Annotated in this window: 15 protein-coding genes and 1 riboswitch; of the genes, 4 read left to right on the top strand and 11 right to left on the bottom strand. The window is 61.8% G+C overall.

Annotation, left to right across the window (positions count from 1 at the left end):
* Nucleotides 1–2: 2 nt before the first annotated feature.
* From uca to BLR20_RS17735, 6 genes are all read right to left on the bottom strand, one after another.
* The gene (gene uca / locus BLR20_RS17760; RefSeq protein WP_054993454.1) at nucleotides 3–3,668 is read right to left on the bottom strand and encodes an urea carboxylase; all 3,666 of its coding nucleotides are present in this window, start codon (nucleotides 3,666–3,668) and stop codon (nucleotides 3–5) included.
* A 109-nt stretch (nucleotides 3,669–3,777) separates the two neighbouring features.
* A complete protein-coding gene (locus BLR20_RS17755) occupies nucleotides 3,778–4,395 on the bottom strand; it encodes an urea amidolyase associated protein UAAP2 (RefSeq protein ID WP_010435063.1) in 618 nt (205 codons plus the stop codon).
* A gap of 11 nt (nucleotides 4,396–4,406) precedes the next feature.
* Nucleotides 4,407–5,132 (bottom strand): urea amidolyase associated protein UAAP1, encoded by a 726-nt coding sequence (locus BLR20_RS17750; protein ID WP_010435061.1) that lies wholly within the window; start codon nucleotides 5,130–5,132, stop codon nucleotides 4,407–4,409.
* Nucleotides 5,129–5,911, bottom strand: a complete 783-nt coding sequence (locus tag BLR20_RS17745; protein ID WP_010435059.1) for an ABC transporter ATP-binding protein — start codon at nucleotides 5,909–5,911, stop codon at nucleotides 5,129–5,131. The genes BLR20_RS17750 and BLR20_RS17745 overlap by 4 nt, the downstream gene beginning before the upstream one ends.
* The gene (locus BLR20_RS17740) at nucleotides 5,908–6,723 is read right to left on the bottom strand and encodes an ABC transporter permease (RefSeq protein WP_010435058.1); all 816 of its coding nucleotides are present in this window, start codon (nucleotides 6,721–6,723) and stop codon (nucleotides 5,908–5,910) included. The genes BLR20_RS17745 and BLR20_RS17740 overlap by 4 nt, the downstream gene beginning before the upstream one ends.
* Nucleotides 6,724–6,750: 27 nt before the next feature.
* A complete protein-coding gene (locus BLR20_RS17735) occupies nucleotides 6,751–7,818 on the bottom strand; it encodes a putative urea ABC transporter substrate-binding protein (protein ID WP_010435055.1) in 1,068 nt (355 codons plus the stop codon).
* A gap of 63 nt (nucleotides 7,819–7,881) precedes the next feature.
* Nucleotides 7,882–7,984, bottom strand: a riboswitch (guanidine-I (ykkC/yxkD leader).
* 394 nt (nucleotides 7,985–8,378) lie between these two features.
* Between BLR20_RS17735 and BLR20_RS17725 the strand changes: the two genes are divergently transcribed.
* Together BLR20_RS17725 and ung are read left to right on the top strand one after the other, a co-directional pair.
* Nucleotides 8,379–8,840, top strand: a complete 462-nt coding sequence (locus tag BLR20_RS17725) for a hypothetical protein (RefSeq protein WP_074594908.1) — start codon at nucleotides 8,379–8,381, stop codon at nucleotides 8,838–8,840.
* Between the two features lie 194 nt (nucleotides 8,841–9,034).
* Entirely contained in the window at nucleotides 9,035–9,727 is a 693-nt protein-coding gene (ung, locus tag BLR20_RS17720) for a uracil-DNA glycosylase (RefSeq protein ID WP_003405314.1), read from the top strand.
* 24 nt (nucleotides 9,728–9,751) lie between these two features.
* Here ung and BLR20_RS17715 read toward each other — a convergent pair whose 3' ends face one another.
* From BLR20_RS17715 to BLR20_RS17700, 4 genes are all read right to left on the bottom strand, one after another.
* Nucleotides 9,752–10,786, bottom strand: a complete 1,035-nt coding sequence (locus tag BLR20_RS17715; RefSeq protein ID WP_010435052.1) for an AbrB family transcriptional regulator — start codon at nucleotides 10,784–10,786, stop codon at nucleotides 9,752–9,754.
* A complete protein-coding gene (locus BLR20_RS17710) occupies nucleotides 10,779–12,293 on the bottom strand; it encodes a tripartite tricarboxylate transporter permease (protein WP_010435051.1) in 1,515 nt (504 codons plus the stop codon). Before BLR20_RS17710 ends, BLR20_RS17715 begins: the two co-directional genes overlap by 8 nt.
* Before the next feature lies 1 nt (nucleotide 12,294).
* Nucleotides 12,295–12,753 carry a tripartite tricarboxylate transporter TctB family protein gene (locus BLR20_RS17705; RefSeq protein ID WP_010435050.1) on the bottom strand — a complete coding sequence of 153 codons (459 nt, stop codon included), beginning with the start codon at nucleotides 12,751–12,753 and terminating at the stop codon, nucleotides 12,295–12,297.
* 62 nt (nucleotides 12,754–12,815) lie between these two features.
* A complete protein-coding gene (locus tag BLR20_RS17700) occupies nucleotides 12,816–13,799 on the bottom strand; it encodes a Bug family tripartite tricarboxylate transporter substrate binding protein (RefSeq protein WP_186005931.1) in 984 nt (327 codons plus the stop codon).
* 462 nt (nucleotides 13,800–14,261) lie between these two features.
* On the opposite strand from BLR20_RS17700, the gene BLR20_RS17690 reads away from it, so the two are divergent.
* Together BLR20_RS17690 and BLR20_RS17685 are read left to right on the top strand one after the other, a co-directional pair.
* Nucleotides 14,262–14,933, top strand: coding sequence for a response regulator (locus tag BLR20_RS17690; RefSeq protein ID WP_010435049.1), 672 nt, complete (start codon nucleotides 14,262–14,264; stop codon nucleotides 14,931–14,933).
* Nucleotides 14,926–16,308 (top strand): sensor histidine kinase, encoded by a 1,383-nt coding sequence (locus tag BLR20_RS17685; protein WP_010435047.1) that lies wholly within the window; start codon nucleotides 14,926–14,928, stop codon nucleotides 16,306–16,308. Before BLR20_RS17690 ends, BLR20_RS17685 begins: the two co-directional genes overlap by 8 nt.
* 10 nt (nucleotides 16,309–16,318) lie before the next feature.
* On the opposite strand, the gene BLR20_RS17680 is transcribed toward BLR20_RS17685, so the two are convergent.
* On the bottom strand, nucleotides 16,319–17,140 hold the full coding sequence (locus BLR20_RS17680) for an HDOD domain-containing protein (protein WP_010435045.1): 822 nt from the start codon (nucleotides 17,138–17,140) through the stop codon (nucleotides 16,319–16,321).
* Nucleotides 17,141–17,191 lie beyond the last annotated feature (51 nt).

Here is a 17,191-nt window from a genome sequence, read left to right as displayed (position 1 = left end):
CTTCAGTCTGCGGTCAGCACCACGACTCGTTGCCCTGCGCGTACTGCCGAGCCGGGTTGCACCCTGACGTCCTGCACCACGCCGGCGATCGGGGCAAGCACAGGGATTTCCATTTTCATGGACTCCAGAATCACCAGCACATCGCCTGCTTCCACACGTTCGCCCGGTTGCACCTGGACTTGCCAGAGATTGCCGGCGATGTGGCTGTCGACGCCTTGCTGGCCGGGTTGCAGAGGCTGTTCTTCAGTGTTCGGCGCCACGCCTTCATCGCTCTGGAAATCGGCCTGCCCGTTGGCGATCCAGCGTTCGCGCTCGGCGTTGAAGGCGGCGTGTTGCTGGGCGCGGAATGCCGTGATGCCTTCGGCTTCGCGGGTCAGGAAGGCCTGGTAGTCAGCCAGATTCAGGGTGCTGTGTTCGATGTTCAGGGCGAAGCGACCCAGCGGGAAGTCGCGGCGGATACGCACCAGTTCGTCGGCGCTGACCGGGTAGAAACGGATCTGATCGAAGAAGCGCAACAGCCATGGTTTGCCCTCGAAGGCCGCGACGTCGCGGTAGCGATTCCACATCTGCAACGTGCGGCCGACGAATTGATAACCGCCGGGGCCTTCCATGCCGTACACGCACATGTAGGCGCCGCCGATGCCCACCGAATTTTCGGCGGTCCAGGTGCGTGCCGGGTTGTACTTGGTGGTGACCAGCCGGTGGCGCGGGTCCAGCGGCGTGGCCACCGGTGCGCCGAGGTACACATCGCCCAGCCCCATGACCAGATAACTGGCGTCGAACACCGTACGTTGCACTTCGTCGAGGTTGGGCAGGTCATTGATACGGCGGATGAACTCCAGGTTGCTCGGGCACCACGGTGCGTCCTTGCGTACGGTGGTCATGTATTTTTCGATGGCCAGTTGGCAGGCCGGGTCATCCCAGGACAGTGGCAGATGGACGATGCGAGAGGCCACTTGCAGGTCTTTCGCAGCGCACACCGCGTCCCATTCCCCGGCGACGATGTCGAGCAGTTGCCGAAGCGGTAGTTGCTCGGGGCGGTAGTGGATTTGCAGCGAGCGAATGCCCGGCGTCAGATCGATCACACCCGCCAGCGCCTTGGCCTCCAGCGCAAGCATCAAGGCATGGCCACGCAGGCGCAGCACCAGATTCAGCTCTGCTGCGCCGATTTCCAGCAGCAGATGCGTATCCCCGGACAGGCGCGCAACCAGACGTTTATCGTCCTGACCGATGTCGAGGACGACCGGGGTGTGCAGATCCTCTATGCGTACGATTTTGCTGTTCGCAGTGTCTTGTGGGAGCGAGCTTGCTCGCGAAGAGGCCGGTACAGTCGATGAATTTTCTGCGTCAGGAATATAGCCTTCGCGAGCAAGCTGGCTGCCACATAGTTCTGCATGGCACTCCTCGACGCTCACCGGAATGAATCGGACTCTGTCGCCAGCCTTCAACTGCCCCATCTGCCACAGGTCTGCCTCGATGATGGTCACCGGGCACACGAATCCGCCCAGGCTGGGCCCGTCCGGCCCGAGGATTACCGGCATGTCACCGGTGAAATCCACCGCGCCGATCGCATAGGGGTTGTCGTGAATGTTGGACGGGTGCAGACCCGCTTCGCCGCCGTCGGCGCGCACCCATTCGGGTTTGGGGCCGATCAGGCGCACGCCGGTGCGGCTGGAGTTGAAATGTACTTCCCAATCGGTTGCGAAAAACCTCTCGATGTACGCTTCGGTGAAGTATTCCGGGGCCGCATGCGGGCCGTAAATGACCCTCATCCGACGGACCTCTGTCAGCGCTTCAAGCGCTTCGTCGGCAATCCGTTGACCTGCACTGCGCTCCGCCAGGGGCGTGATGTGCAGCACATCGCCGGCGCGTAGCGCGCGACCGCCGTGACCGCCGAACTGGCCAAGGGTAAAGGTACTTTTGCTGCCCAGATAATCCGGCACATCGAGCCCGCCACGCACACACAGGTAGCTGCGTACACCGGCACCTGCGATGGTGCCCAGCGACAGCGTCGAACCGGCGCGCACCAGCAGCGCGGTGTTCATGGCGCAGGATTGGCCATCGAGGGTGATCGGAATGTGCGCACCGGTCACGGCGACCACCGCATCGGTGTTGAAACGCAGCAGCGGCCCGCTCATGGTGATTTCCAGCGCGGCGCATCCTTCGGTGTTGCCCAGCAGGCCATTGCCCTGGCGCAACGCGCGGCTGTCCATCGGCCCGGATGGCGGCACACCGACCGCCCAGTAGCCCAGGCGTCCCGGATAATCCTGAACGCTGGTCTGCGTGCCGCCGCTCAACACCTCGAAGGTGTCAGCGCGATACACCAGATCTTCCAGGCAGCGGGTCCATGGCTGGCCACTGGCAAAAGGCGTGTCGACAATGATCTGGCGCAGATAGTCGCGATTGGTTTCCACGCCATACAGACGCGTTTCGTTCAGTGCGTCGATCAGCCCGGCGCTGGCGTCCTCGCGGGTCGGCGCCCAACTGATCAGCTTGGCGATCATCGGGTCAAAGTACGGCGGTATCTCGCAGCCAGCCTCGACCCAAGTATCGATACGCAGCGTCCGGCCATCGGCAGGCGGAAAATCAGCGGCAGTCAGCAAGCCAGGGCAGGGCTGAAAATCACGGCCCGGATCTTCCGCGTAGAGCCGCGCCTGAATCGCATGGCCAACCGGTTTCAGGCCGGCCTGCAACTGATCCAGCGGCGGCAGATCACCGGCAGCCAGTTGCACCATCCAACTGACCAGATCCACTCCCCACACCTGCTCGGTGACGCCGTGCTCTACCTGCAAGCGCGTGTTCACCTCCAGGAAATAGAAGCGCTGGTCATCACTGTCGAAGACGAACTCGACCGTCCCGGCGCTGCGGTAATTGACTGCCCTGGCGAGTTTGACAGCCGCTGCGCACAGTTCCTCGGCCATGCCGTGCGGCAGGTTCGGGGCCGGGGTTTCTTCCAGTACTTTCTGATTGCGCCGCTGTACCGAACAGTCGCGCACGCCGAGCGCCAGCACCTCGCCTTGACCGTCGCCGAACACCTGCACTTCCAGATGACGGGCGCGCTGGATGTATTTCTCGATGAACACACCCGCGTCGCTGAAATTATTCTGACCCAGGCGTTTGACTGCTTCGAATGAGTCGGCCAGCTCTTCGGCGCTACGACACACACGCATGCCGATGCCACCACCGCCCGCGGTGCTTTTGAGCATCACCGGATAGCCGATGGTGTGAGCCGCCGTGATGGCCGACTCCAGGCTGTCGAGCAACTCGGTGCCTTCGAGCATGGGCACGCCGTGCTGTCTGGCCAGCGCTCGGGCGGTGTGTTTGAGGCCGAATACACGCAGTTGCTCAGGCGTCGGGCCGACGAAGGCGATACCGGCGTCTTCGCAGGCCTGAGCGAACGCAGCGTTTTCCGAGAGAAACCCGTAGCCGGGATGAATGGCGTTGGCGCCGCTGGCTTTGGCGATGGCGAGGATCTTGTCCACCGCCAGATAGGTTCCGGCTGCGCCACCTTCGCCCAGGCTGTGGGCTTCGTCGGCCTGCATCAGGTGCAGGCTGGCAGCGTCGGCTTCGGAATACACCGCCACGCCCTTGACCTGCAAGGTGCGCAGGGTCCGCAGGATGCGGCAGGCAATGGCGCCACGGTTGGCGATCAGCAGTTTGTCGAACATGGCATAACCCCGGAAACCCAGTCGCGCTCGGTTTCGTGATGGGAAGCGGGCCGTCCCGCTATTGATCAATCTACGCAACGGTCGTCCGTTGCTGAGGGCAGGTGCCGGGTCAGTCGCGAATCGATAACTGCGCTGGCGTCGGGTTGTAGCCATTGCAGGGGTTGTTGAGCTGCGGGCAGTTGGAAATCAGCACGATCACGTCCATTTCAGCGCGCAGCTCGACGTATTTGCCGGGCGCGGAAATACCGTCTTCGAAGGTCAGGCCGCCTTCGGCTGTCACGGGTACGTTCATGAAGAAGTTGATGTTGGGGCCGATGTCTGCCTTGCTCAGGCGGCCGTCATGCATGCAGGCGCGCAGGTAGTTGTCGCGGCAGCTGTGCATGTAGCGCTTTTCCAGAGCGTAGCGCACGGTGTTGCTCTCTTGCGCGCACGCGCCACCGAGCGTGTCGTGGCGACCGCAGGTGTCATCGACAATGGTCAGCATCGGCTGGCCGAGGTTGGAAAACAGCACGCTGCCGGTGGTCAGGTACACACTGTTCTGGCGGCGCAGGGTGCGCTGCACGTCGTAGCGTTCACGCGGGTTGCTCAGGCTGAAAAACAGTGTGTCGACAGCCTGATTGCCTTGCAGGTCGAGGATGCGCACGGTCTGCCCGGCCTTGACCTCGGCCAGGAAGGGCTCGCCGGCCGGTATGGTCGCGTCACAGCAAAAGTGAGTCGGTGAATTCATGACAGGGCTCCTCAGGCGAACAGGCGGTTGGTATTGATAAAGCCGCGCTCGTTTTCCGGGCGCGATGTGCGGCAGTGCTCGGCAACACTGGCGTCGGCCTTCATCCAGCTGAGCTTGAGCGGTTGCGGGGCATATTCCGGGTTGGGGTCCATCGGGTGTTGCAGCGCGGTCAGCACCACCAGCGTGTCCATCGGTGCATAGAGTTCGATGTAGTCACCGGCCTTGGAGTTGTTCGGGGCGAAGTGCAGGGCTCCAGCCTCGTCGACATCCACCCGGCTGAACAGGTTGAGGGTCATCAGCAGGTCGGACAGCCCCAGCCCCCATTTGCCCAGCTCGACCAGCAGGTTGTCGACGCCATTGCGAAAGAAGCCGTTGCGCAATTCCTGATAACGGCCCTGGCCGTATTTTTCAGCGACTTCCTGGGCATTGAGCACGCCGCCGATGCTGTCGCTCCAGCCGCAGGTGTCAGTGACGATGGCCGCCAGCACGCGGCCCATGTCCGAATACAGGCAATGACCGTTGCTCAATTTGGCGGTGTGCTGGCATTTGAGGCTGTCCGGCAGGTTCAGCCGTTCGGTTTTTTCGTGGGCGTTGAGCAGGGTCAGGCTGACGTTGGCGTTGCCGTGCAGGTCGGTCAGGCGCAGCAGTTCGCCACGCTTGAGGATGAACGAACGATGGCCGCCACCGGGCAGCATCTCTTCGGCGAAAACCGGGTACAGCGTGGTTGAGTCAGTCATTGAACGGGCTCCTCTGAAACGTTGAGCAGCGAATCGATGGCGGCGCGCTCGGCGCGGCGTTCGCTGTTGAGGGGGATGTCGTAGGTGATGCGCGCGCCATAGGCTCCGGGCGCGTGCGGGTCGTGGCGCACCTTGTCGAAAACCAGCAGGCGGGTGCCGAGGTTGAAACCTTCGGACAGGTCGTGTGTAACCATGAACACGGTCAGTTTCGTTTCGCGCCACAGGTCCAGCAGCAGGTGGTGCATGTCCTTGCGGATGCCGGGGTCGAGCGCGCCGAACGGCTCGTCCAGCAGCAGGACGCGCGGTTTCATGATCAGCGCCTGAGCGATGGCCAGGCGCTGCTGCATGCCGCCGGACAATTGCGTCGGATACTTGTCCAGCGCATGCCCGAGGCCGACCTTGCCGAGCAACTGCGCGGCGTGCTCGCGCGCCTCGCTTTTTGCCTGGCCGAACAGTCGGCCGAGCCAGGGCGAGCGGGGCAGCTCCAGACCCAGCGCCACGTTGTCGAGCACCGACAGGTGCGGAAACACCGAATAGCGCTGAAACACCACGCCACGACTGGCATCCGGCTCATTGCGCAGCGCCGTACCGTCCAGCGTGATCAGACCGCGACTGGGGCTTTCCTGACCCAGCAACAGGCGCAGAAAGGTCGATTTGCCGCAGCCCGATGCACCGACCAGCGTGCAGAACTCGCCTTCGGCCACGTCCAGGTTGAGGCCCTCGAGCACCACTTGGTCAGCGTATTGCTGCCAGACATTGCGCACACTGATAAAGCTCATGCGCGGGCTCCTTCGTACCAGGGGAAGGCACGTCGGGTCAGGGCTTTCAGGCCCCAGTCCATCAGCCAGGCAAGCAGGGTGATCCACACCACGTACGGCAGAATCACGTCCATCGCCAGATAGCGCCGGACCAGAAAGATCCGGTAGCCCAGACCGTCAGTCGAAGCAATCGCCTCGGCGGCGATCAGGAACAGCCATGCCGAACCCAGCACCAGGCGCAGGGCGATCAACAGGCGTGGCAGCAATTGCGGCAGGATCACCCGCAGGATCAGTGTCCAGGTCGAGGCACCGAGGGTTTGCGCCTTGATCAGCAGTTCGACCGGTATTTCACGGGCGCGCTGTTCCAGGTCACGGGCCAGAATCGGCGTGATACCGATCACGATCAGCATCACTTTCGACAACTCGCCCAGGCCGAACACGATGAACAGAATCGGCAGTATGGCCAGCGGCGGAACCATCGACAGTACCGTCAGCAAGGGCGACAGCGGTGCGCCGCACAACGGCATGATGCCCGCTGCGATGCCCAGGCACAGGCCCAACAGCGCGCTGATTCCCAGGCCGATAGCCAGGCGTTGCAGGCTCGATGCGCTGTCCTGCCACAGCAGGTAGTCACCGCTGCGCGGGTCGGCAACGAACGCCATGCGCTTGACCGCATCGGCCATCTGTACCGCGCTGGGCAGCAGTTTGTCGCTGGGGTTTTCCGCAAGCCGGGTGGCCGAGCCCATGAAATAGGCGAACAGCAACAGGGCGAACGGCAGGATCACCAGTATCAGGCGACCGGCACGATCCGGATGGCGGTTTATCAAACGCATGGCAATGACCTTTTTACTGAACGTGATTTACAGCTTGCCGTCGACGGCCATCTGCACGTAGCTGGGGTCAAAATGCAGCTTGAGATTGCCCTTGTCGCCAAGCATCACGCCATTGGCGAACGACATGCCGACCGCATCGGCGTCGCGTGCGCCTTCGCCAAGCAAGCCGTGGGCGAACGAGAAGTCAGCCACCTTGCGCTGGGTGTCCGGCAGCTGTTTGCTGGTGGCGAACTCAAGCGCTTCCTTGGGCGTGGCGAACAGCTTGGTGGTGTCCAATTGCGCCTGGAAGCCGGCCAGATCGGTACCCGATGCCTTGGCCATGTGTTCCAGCGCAGCCTTGGCCTGAGCGTTTTTGGCGTTCATCAGCGCGACCACTTCAAACCAGGCGCCGGTCAGGGCTTTGCCCAGGGCCGGGTTGTCTTTCAGGGTCTGAGTGTTGACGACCATCATGTCCATGATCTCGCCGGGAATCTGGCTGGAGTTGAACACTTCGGTCACGCCGGGCCTGGCCTTGATGTCCGAGAGCATCGGGTTCCAAGTGGTGACCGCCTGTACATCGTCGGTATTGAAGGCTGCCGAGATATCGGCATCCGAGGTGTTGACCACCTTGAGGTCTTTTTCACTGAGCTTGACGCTGTCCAGCGCTCGGGCCAGCAGGTAGTGAGACACCGACAGTTCGACCAGATTGACGTCCATGCCTTTCAGATCGGCGACTTTCTTGCCTTCGCCCTTGAGCACGATGCCGTCATTGCCATTGGAGAAGTCGCTGACGATCAGTGCCGTGCTTTCCACGCCACCTGCGGCCGGGATGGTCAGGGCGTCCATGTTGGTCATGGTGCAGCCATCGAACTGGCCGGCGGTGTACTGATTGATGGATTCGACGTAGTCATTGAGCTGGGTGACATCGATCTTGATGCCGTACTTTTTCGCCCACTTGTCGACGATGCCCTGGCTGCCTGCGTACTCCCACGGCATCCAGCCTGCGTAGATGGTCCAGCAGACGTTGAAGTGATCTTTCTGGGCGGCATTCGCCGAGAGGCTCAACGCAGCAAGCAGGCCTGCCGTCAGCAGACCGAAGAGACGAGACTTTTGCATGTTGAGAAATCTCCAGTAGTGAAAAAAGGCGGCCAGGAGCAACGTGACACCACTGGTGTCCCTGTCTCCCGGGCTTTTGTCCCGCCGTGTAACCTCTACTGGAGGTCGCCAACTCTCGGACCAGCCACTTGCCTGGCGGCAAGCCGGAACCCTAGTCGGCTATTGCAAATTGTGGTGCCGCGAACCTGTGTTGACTCCTGCACACCGCTCATCAAGCGAGAGTTGTGCCAACTTGCGCTGCGCCTTGTTTCTCAAGGGCTGGAGGAATCATCGACGGTCAGTTACCGCAGGAATTGCCTTGTGCTGGTGCGCGGACGCACTGCGATGAGGCAGAGATAGATGAAATGTTTTGTAGCATGTTTGTAGAAAGCGGAAATAGGCCTGCAGGCCTTGGTTGCAGAGCCTTTGCGGCCCGATGACGGACCCATCCTGGCCATGCCTCGACGCTGACCCAAGGCACTAGAGTGCCTTTTCGATGTCAGATAATTCGTCCGCCAACCGCTTTGACGGACGCCGACCAGCGTCGCTGGTTTGGCCCAATCGCGGTCCAGGAGGCCGCCATGTATCGAAGACCCTTGCTTATCACGTTGCTGACCCTTTTTCTTTCTGGTTGCTACGCAGGTCCCGGTTACTACGAATCCGATGTGTATACGCAGCCGACTGTCGTTGGTGGCGCCTACGCGTATGACAATGGCTACCGCTCTACCTACTATCAGGAGCGACGCATCTATGTAGCGCCTCAACCGCGCTATTACACACAGCCTCGCTACTACGCCCCGGCGCCACGCTATTACGCGCCCCCGCCCCCGCCGCGTTACTACCAGCCGGGACGTCCGCCGGGTTATGGCTGGCGCAATGACGGCTTCGGCCGCAATGACGGCTTTCGCGGCAACGGTGGTTTCGGACGTAATGACGGCTTCCGCGGTAATCGTGGCTGGGATGACCGCGGTGGGCATGGCGGACGAGATGGCCGTGATCATGGAAGAGGCGGCCGCGGCGAGGGGCGCGGTGGGCACCGATAGCTGAAATATGCGCGCTTACCACCATGCCAACGCTGTGAACTGACTGCTTCGAACTGACTGGCGTGCCGACGCTCTGCGTCGGCACGCGTTTCTCGATGCTCAGCGTCCGATCTTGAAGGTGCATAGCGCAACCGGCATTGACTTTGCTGCCCGGCTTTCCTAGTGTCCGCGCATTGTTTTTACCGGATGTAACCATGACTAGCGACGACCGCATCAAGCTTGAGCCCAGCTGGAAAAACGCCCTGCGTGACGAATTCGAACAACCCTACATGGCTCAATTGCGCGAGTTTCTGCGTCAGGAGCACGCGGCGGGCAAGGAAATCTATCCGCCAGGGCCGCTGATCTTCAATGCGTTGAACTCCACGCCGCTGGACAACGTGAAAGTGGTCATCCTTGGCCAGGATCCGTATCACGGTCCGAATCAGGCCCATGGCCTGTGCTTCTCGGTGCAGCCGGGTGTGCCGACGCCGCCATCGCTGGTCAATATCTACAAAGAGCTGAAACGCGACCTGAATATCGATATTCCGAACCACGGTTGCCTGCAATCCTGGGCTGATCAGGGTGTGCTGTTGCTTAACACCACCCTCACTGTCGAACGCGCCAACGCTGCCTCACATGCGGGCAAAGGCTGGCAGCACTTCACTGACCGGATTATTCAAGTGGTCAGCGAGCATCAGCCGCATCTGGTGTTCCTGCTGTGGGGCGCTCATGCGCAGAGCAAGCAGAAACTGGTCGATGCGACCAAGCATCTGGTGCTGACCTCCGTCCATCCGTCGCCGTTGTCAGCCTATAAGGGCTTTCTGGGCAACGGGCATTTCGGCCGGGCCAACAAGTACCTTGAGCAAAACGGCATCGCGCCGATCGACTGGCGCTTGCCTGCGCTCTGATTCGAGAGGCGTCCAGCGACCCGTTCAGTCAGCGAGCCGTTTGTTCCAGCGTCGGTACAACGGCTCGGCGAGAAACAGCACGAACAGCAGGCGCATGACCTGCATGGCCGTGACCAGCGGCACCGACAGTTGCAGCACTTCGGCGGTCAGGCTCATTTCCGCGATGCCGCCGGGCATCATGCCCAGCGTCAGCGAACGCAAGTCCAGGTGGGTGAGGGCGCTCAGCGCCAGTGCCGCCAGCGCGGCAATCAGCATGGTCAGCGCAGTGCCCAGCAGCGTGCGCGCCAGGAACGATGGCGCACGCCGAAAGAACTCCCGATTGAAATGACAACCCAGCCCGCTGCCAATCAGTAACTGGCCAAGCTGGCTGGCACCGTTGGGCAGGCCGATTTTCAAATCCCAGACCACGCTCACCACCGCACTGAGAAGCAGCGGGCCGAACAGCCAGGGGTTGGGCTGTTTGAGGCGTTGCCACAGCCAGGCCAGTGCGGCCCCGAGCGGCAGCAGAACGGCCAGCCAGCGCCAGTCCACGACGCTGGCATGCAAGGCCGGTGCGCCATCACCCAGCAGGTATTTGAAGATCGCCGGCACGCACAGCACGACGGCGAGTACCCGCAGGCTTTGTGCGGCAGCGACACTGCTCAGCGTTGCACCATTACGTGCGCCGAGGTTGACCATCTCCCCGGAACCGCCCGGCATGCTGGAGAAGAACGCCGTCGGGCGATCCTCTCCGGTACGCAGCATCAGCCACACGCCGACCAGGCACGACAGGCTGGTGACCAGGGCGCCGATGAAAATCAGCCCGAAGTGCGCCAGCACCTGTTCGATGACCACCGGGGTGAAGTGCAGGCCGATGCCGATCCCGATGATCAGTTGACCGCATTTGCGACCGCCGGGAATCTGCGCCAGCTGCCAGGGTGTCAGGCAGCGCACCAGGATGATTGCCAGCAACGAGCCCACCATCCACGGCAACGGCCAGCCGACCTGGCTGGCGAGGTAGCCGCCCAGCAGGCCGACCAGCGGCGTTGCCCACCATTGGCGCAGAGACGAATCAGCCATGTGCCGCAGCGGCCTGCTGTTTGGCGCGCTTGCGCCAGATGCGCAACAGCGGGAACAGCAGCATGAACACAGTCACCACCCAGACCCCGAGGGTAATCGGGCTGGACCAGAGGATCCCCAGTTCGCCGTTGGAGATCGACAGCGCACGACGCAGGTTCTGTTCCATCAGACCGCCAAGGATGAACCCGAGCAGGATCGGCGACAGCGGGAAGTCCAGCTTGCGCAGGATGTAACCGAAGATGCCGATACCGACCATCAGGAACAGGTCGAAGGTGGTGGCGTGCACCGCGTACACACCGATGCCGGTAATGATCGCAATCACAGGGACCAGCGCCCAGTTCGGCACGGCAAGGATGCGCGTGAAGATGCGAATCATCGGGATGTTGAGGATCACCAGCATGATATTGGCGATGAACAACGAAGCGATCAGGCCCCAGACGATGTCCGGCTGCTGTTGAAACAGCATCGGGCCGGGCGTGATGTTGTACAGCGACAACGCGCCGATCATCACCGCCGTCGTGCCAGAACCCGGCACGCCCAGCGTCAGCATCGGCACCAGAGCGCCGCAGGCTGTTGCGCCGATGGCGGTTTCCGGTGCTGCCAGGCCGCGCATGTCACCCTGACCGAACTTGCCGCTAGCGCCAGCGATGCGTTTTTCGGTCATGTAGGCGACCGCGCTGGCCAGCGTCGCACCGGCACCCGGCAGCACACCGAGGATAAAGCCCAGCAGCCCGCAGCGGATGTTGACCACGAACACCGAAGCGGCCTCCTTGAAGTTGAACATCATGCGCCCGGTGGCCTTGACGGCTTCCTGGCCGCGATGGGTCTTCTCCAGCAGCAAGAGGATTTCGCTGATCGAAAACAGGCCCAGCACCAGCACCACGAACTGAATGCCATCTGTGAGGTGAATGTTATCGCCCGTGAAACGGTACACCCCGCTGTTGGCATCGATACCTACCGCAGACAGGAACAGCCCGATCAGCGCGGCAATGAACGTCTTCAACGGCCGGTCGCCGGCCATCCCGCCCAGACAGACGATGGCGAAGACCATCAGCACGAAGTATTCCGCCGGGCCGAAGGCAATCGCCCATTTGGCGAGCAAGGGTGCGAACAGCACCATGCCGCAGGTGGCGATGAACGCGCCGATGAACGAACTCCATGCCGACAGCGACAGTGCAACCCCGGCCAGGCCCTGGCGGGCCATCGGGTAACCGTCCAGGGTGGTCATCACGGTGGAAGCTTCACCCGGAATGTTCAGCAGGATCGAGCTGATGCGTCCGCCGTATTCGCAGCCCAGGTACACGGCTGCCAGCAGAATCAGCGCCGACTCGGGCGGCAGGCCCAGCGCGAAGGCGATAGGGATCAGCAACGCTACACCGTTGATCGGTCCGAGCCCCGGCAGCAGGCCGACGACAGTACCAATCAGTGTTCCGCACAGTGCTGTGATCAGGTTGTAAGGCGTCAGGGCGACACCGAAGCCCTGGCCCAGGTAACCGAAAGTATCCATTTTAATTCTCCAGAACGCTGAGCAGGCCTAAAGGCAAGGGGACGTCCATGGCCTTGTCGAACAGCAGGTACAGGCCGACGCTCATCAGAATCACCACCACCACGCTCGGCAGCCAGCGACCGCCATACAGGCGGGCCATGGGGATGCCGATCAGGATGCTGCTGAGGATGAAGCCCAGCGGTTCGAACAGCCCTGCGAATATCAGCAGCAGGACGATGCACACGCCGATCTTGATCAGGGTCTCGCGGTCCAGTTCCGGGTCTTCCTCGGTGTGGACGATGGGCGTGGGTCTGATCAGCAGGTACAGCAGGGCGATACCCATCAGCCCGAGCATCAGCAGCGGGAAGGCGCGTGGTCCGACCGGTTCATAGGAAAACGGTGCCTGATAAGGCCAGGCCATGAGGGCCAGGCCTGCGCATGCCAGTAACAGCACGCCAGCGAAGATGCGTTGTATGACCATGAGAAGCTCCTGAGTCGCGCCCGTACGGCGGGCGCAACTGAATGTCAGTCAATTGAGTTCAATTACTGAATCAGGCCGAATTCCTTGGCCATCAACTTGTAGTCGGCGACCTGCTTCTTGACGTAGGTGTCCAGTTCCGCACCGGTCATGGCGAACGGGAACAGCTCGCGCTGGTCGCGAAGTTTGGCGAAGTCCTCGGAGGCCAGGATCTTGTCGAACGAGGCTTTCCACCAGTTGTAGTCTTCGTCGCTGACTTTCGGGCCGAGGTAGAAGCCACGCACCACCGGCCAGACGATGTCGTACCCCTGCTCCTTGGCGGTGGGGATGTCTTTCATTTCAGGCTCGTCGATACGCTTCTCGGCGAACACCGCGAGCAGGCGCATGTCGCCGCTCAGAATGTGCGGCATGGAGTCGGAAATATCGGTACTGCCCACCTGGATGTGGCCGCCGAGCAACGCGGTGGCGATTTCACCGCCGCCTTCGAGTGCCACGTAGCGCAGGGCGCGCGGGTTGATGCCTGCGGCCTTGGCGATCAACGCAGTCTGCATCCAGTCCTGACTGCCCACGGTGCCGCCTGAGCCGATCACGACTTTGCTCGGATCGGCTTTCAGCGCCTGCACCAGGTCGTCGAGATTCTTGTAGGGCGAGTCGCTCTTCACTGCGATGGCGCCATAGCTGGTGCCCACGGCGGCGAGCCAGCGCACGGCGTTTTCATCGAAGCGACCGAATTTGCCCTGCGCCAGGTTGAGCAGCGAACCGCTGGACCACGCGACCAGTGTGCCGGCATCGGCGGGGCGCTGTGCGACGACTGCGTTGTAGGCCACCGCGCCGACACCGCCTGGCATGTAGGTGACGCGCATCGGCGAGGTCAGAATCTTCTCGTTGATCAGCGCGCTTTGCACCAGTTTGCAGGTCAGGTCGAATCCGCCGCCTGGCGAGGCAGGGGCAATGCATTCCGGACGTCTGGGTTCGGCAAGCAACTGGCTGGCAATCAGCATGCACCCAGCAGTGGCGGCTACGTGACGCAGGGAAAATTTCATGTTCAGTCTCCAGAGATATTGTTGTTTTTGGCAGAGAGAAGCTGTGCACCAGGCGCTTTTGTCACGCGCACGGCGAAACCTGTGTGCTGTGTCACAGGGGCGGGGGTGTGCGCTGATGTTTTGTGTCGAGGCGGGTAGCGGGAATAGCGCGCAGAGCAGCCCTCGACGGGGTGTGCTCCATGGGCTGGCAAGCCTGGGCGGGCGTAGACATGGCGTGACTCCGTTTAGCGATTTATTGTTTTTATTGTTCAGACGCATCCGGGCGCCTGTTTTTACGTACCCTTTGTTCGGGTCGTTTCGCGATGCTAAACGACGAACCTTTCGCAAACCTTTCAGTTGCATTGCGCATGCTGACTGGAGCGTCGCGAATCGTTTCTGCCCTTCACAGACGGCGGCCGGCCTGTAAACTCCACCGCCACAAGCCTCGATACCCAGATCGATAACAACAGTGACAATCAGGAGACGGCGATGCGTGTTCTTCTTGTGGAAGATCATCTGCAATTGGCTGAAAGTGTCGCGCAGGCGCTCAAAAGCGCGGGTTTGACCGTTGATGTGCTGCATGATGGCGTGGCCGCCGACCTGGCGTTGAACAGCGAAGAATACGCGGTGGCCATTCTCGATGTCGGGTTGCCGCGCATGGACGGTTTCGAAGTGCTGGCGCGTCTGCGAGCGCGCAGCAAAAACCTGCCGGTGCTGATGCTGACGGCGCGCAGTGACGTCAAGGACCGCGTCCATGGCCTGAATCTGGGCGCCGACGATTACCTGGCCAAGCCTTTCGAACTCTCCGAGCTGGAGGCCAGGGTCAAGGCCTTGTTGCGGCGCAGCGTGCTGGGTGGTGAGCGGCAACAGCGTTGTGGCGTGCTGGCCTACGATCTGGACACGCGACGTTTCATGCTCGGCGAAGAACTGCTGACCCTGACCTCCCGCGAACAGGCGGTGCTGGAAGCGCTTATTGCCCGGCCGGGTCGGGTGATGAGCAAGGAACAACTGGCGGCGCAGGTGTTCGGGCTCGATGAAGAAGCCAGCCCCGACGCCATCGAGATCTATGTCCATCGTCTGCGCAAGAAGCTCGACGGGCATTCCGTGGCCATCGTGACCTTTCGCGGTCTGGGCTATCTGCTGGAAAGCCGTGATGATTAACGACAGCCTGCGCTGGCGGTTGTTATGGAATCTGGCCTTGCTGCTGGTGGTGTTGATGCTGGCCAGCGGCATGAGCGCTTACTGGAATGGCCGCGAAGTGGCCGACACCGCCTATGACCGCACGTTGCTGGCTTCCGCGCGGACCATCGCTGCCGGCCTGACCCAGCGCGATGGCACGCTGAGCGCTGACATTCCCTACGTGGCGCTGGACACCTTCGCCTACGACAGCGAAGGGCGCATCTACTATCAGGTCAACGACATTCATCAGAAGCTGATTTCCGGCTATGAAAACCTGCCGTCGCCGCCGCCCGGTACGTTGCGTACCGACGATTACCCGGCCCTGGCGAAATTCTATAACGGGACCTATCAGGGGCAGGATGTGCGTGTCGTCAGCCTGCTCAAGCCGGTGACCGACCCGGGCATGAACGGTACTGCTGAAATCCGCGTTGCCGAAACCCAGGAGGCGCGCAAGGGTATGGCGCGCAGCCTGATGGCCGACACATTGCTGCGCCTGGGCATGCTTGGAGGGGGCGCGCTGCTGCTGGTCTGGTTCACGGTCAGTGCGGCATTGCGACCGTTGGAGCGGCTGCGCACCGCCGTCGAGGAGCGTCAGCCGGATGATCTGCGCGCGTTGCCGATGGTTGAGGTGCAGCACGAACTGCGCCCGTTGGTGGGCGCGTTGAACCACTTTACCGAGCGACTGCGCGTGCAGTTCGAGCGTCAGGCGCAATTCATCGCCGATGCCGCCCACGAACTGCGCACCCCGCTGGCCGCTTTGAAGGCGCGGGTCGAGCTGGGGCTGCGCGAACACGACCCGCAGCATTGGCGCAGCACGCTGGAGTCGGCGGCGCTCGGCACCGATCGACTCACCCATCTGGCCAACCAGTTGTTGTCCCTGGCGCGCATCGAAAACGGCGCGCGGGCCATCGCCGAGGGCGGGGCGCAACAGCTGGACCTCAGTCAACTGGCCAGGGAGCTGGGCATGGCCATGGCGCCATTGGCCCATTCCCGGGGTGTCGCGCTGGCGCTGGAGGCTGACGAGCCGGTCTGGCTGCGCGGCGAGCCGACCTTGCTGAACGAATTGCTGAGCAATCTGATCGACAACGCGCTGGCTCACACGTCGCCTGGCGGTAATGTCGTCTTGCGGGTCTATGCGCCGGGGGTTCTGGAGGTCGAGGATGATGGTCCCGGCATTCCGGCAGATGAGCGTGAGCGGGTCTTCGAGCGTTTTTACCGGCGCAGCCAGCAGGGCAGTGGTGCCGGGCTTGGCCTGGCGATTGTGGGCGAAATCTGCCGGGCGCATCTGGCCAGAATCACGTTGCACGAGGGGGCCGAGCGAGGCTTGAAAGTGAGGGTCAGTTTCAGTGCTAACTGACTGGCACTGACTAGTAGAGCATGCTCTTGGCTTCGTCCATCTGGGCGCTGAGCATGCCTTCTGCTCTGGCAAGCCTCAACTGGCTGTAGGCAGGCAGGTCGACCATTTCAATGAGGCTGAAGGGGTGTTCGGTATTCCTGTGGATATGCACCGTGGCGATCTGTACCAGGTCGGTGTAGTCAGGGCTTTTCGAGATACGCGCGAAGTTCTGGAACTGGCCCGGCACACAGGCCAGTGGCTCGGGGAAATCCCATGAGCGCAGCAGGCGCTCGCCGATGACCGGATGAATACTGTCGATCACGTGGTTGAGGCTGATCGGGTCGGACAGCAGCTCGTAATGGTCTTCGGCATAAGTCAGGATCGGCAGGATCCCGATCAGGTGGATCAGCCCGGCGAGCGTGGCCTGATCGGGCTTCAGGTTGGTGTAGTTCTGACACAGGGTGTAGCTGATACCGGCAACCTGCAGGCTTTGCTTCCAGATATCGCGCATCTTCTGCTCGATGACCGGCGACTTGGCGTGGAACATCTGCTCGACTACCAGGCCGATGGCCAGGTTGCAGGTGTAGTTGACGCCCAGTCGCCGAATCGCGGTATTGACGTCGCTGACTTCAAAATTCGGGCGCAGCAAGGGGCTGTTCGCGACCTTTATCAGGCGCGCGGAAAGTGCTGTATCGCTACCGATGACCTTGCTCAGGGCCGAGATACTGATCTCGGTGTCCTCTGCAGCCAGGCGAATTCTCAGTGCCACTTCCGGCAGGGTGGGGAGAAACAAGGCATCTCTGTCGATGGCCTTGATCAAGTTTCTCTGCACCTCGTCAGCCATCTTGCTCATGTTGCATCTCGCAGCTGTTGGGGGTGTCCAGAGTGGTCCGCGCGCTCTTCA

The sequence above is a fragment of the Pseudomonas congelans genome (genome assembly GCF_900103225.1).
GTDB lineage: Bacteria > Pseudomonadota > Gammaproteobacteria > Pseudomonadales > Pseudomonadaceae > Aquipseudomonas > Aquipseudomonas congelans.
Note: the sequence above shows the minus strand (reverse complement) of the source record. Positions and strands in the feature narration are given on the sequence as shown.

Excerpts from the sequence above, each read along its gene's own strand:
- uca (WP_054993454.1), bottom strand. The coding sequence starts at position 3,668 with ATGTTCGACAAACTGCTGATCGCCAACCGTGGCGCCATTGCCTGCCGC.
- BLR20_RS17705 (WP_010435050.1), bottom strand. The coding sequence starts at position 12,753 with ATGGTCATACAACGCATCTTCGCTGGCGTGCTGTTACTGGCATGCGCA.
- BLR20_RS17750 (WP_010435061.1), bottom strand. The coding sequence starts at position 5,132 with ATGACTGACTCAACCACGCTGTACCCGGTTTTCGCCGAAGAGATGCTG.
- BLR20_RS17680 (WP_010435045.1), bottom strand. The coding sequence starts at position 17,140 with ATGAGCAAGATGGCTGACGAGGTGCAGAGAAACTTGATCAAGGCCATC.
- ung (WP_003405314.1), top strand. The coding sequence starts at position 9,035 with ATGACTAGCGACGACCGCATCAAGCTTGAGCCCAGCTGGAAAAACGCC.
- BLR20_RS17735 (WP_010435055.1), bottom strand. The coding sequence starts at position 7,818 with ATGCAAAAGTCTCGTCTCTTCGGTCTGCTGACGGCAGGCCTGCTTGCT.
- BLR20_RS17715 (WP_010435052.1), bottom strand. The coding sequence starts at position 10,786 with ATGGCTGATTCGTCTCTGCGCCAATGGTGGGCAACGCCGCTGGTCGGC.
- BLR20_RS17755 (WP_010435063.1), bottom strand. The coding sequence starts at position 4,395 with ATGAATTCACCGACTCACTTTTGCTGTGACGCGACCATACCGGCCGGC.
- BLR20_RS17710 (WP_010435051.1), bottom strand. The coding sequence starts at position 12,293 with ATGGATACTTTCGGTTACCTGGGCCAGGGCTTCGGTGTCGCCCTGACG.
- BLR20_RS17740 (WP_010435058.1), bottom strand. The coding sequence starts at position 6,723 with ATGCGTTTGATAAACCGCCATCCGGATCGTGCCGGTCGCCTGATACTG.
- BLR20_RS17725 (WP_074594908.1), top strand. The coding sequence starts at position 8,379 with ATGTATCGAAGACCCTTGCTTATCACGTTGCTGACCCTTTTTCTTTCT.
- BLR20_RS17745 (WP_010435059.1), bottom strand. The coding sequence starts at position 5,911 with ATGAGCTTTATCAGTGTGCGCAATGTCTGGCAGCAATACGCTGACCAA.
- BLR20_RS17690 (WP_010435049.1), top strand. The coding sequence starts at position 14,262 with ATGCGTGTTCTTCTTGTGGAAGATCATCTGCAATTGGCTGAAAGTGTC.
- BLR20_RS17685 (WP_010435047.1), top strand. The coding sequence starts at position 14,926 with ATGATTAACGACAGCCTGCGCTGGCGGTTGTTATGGAATCTGGCCTTG.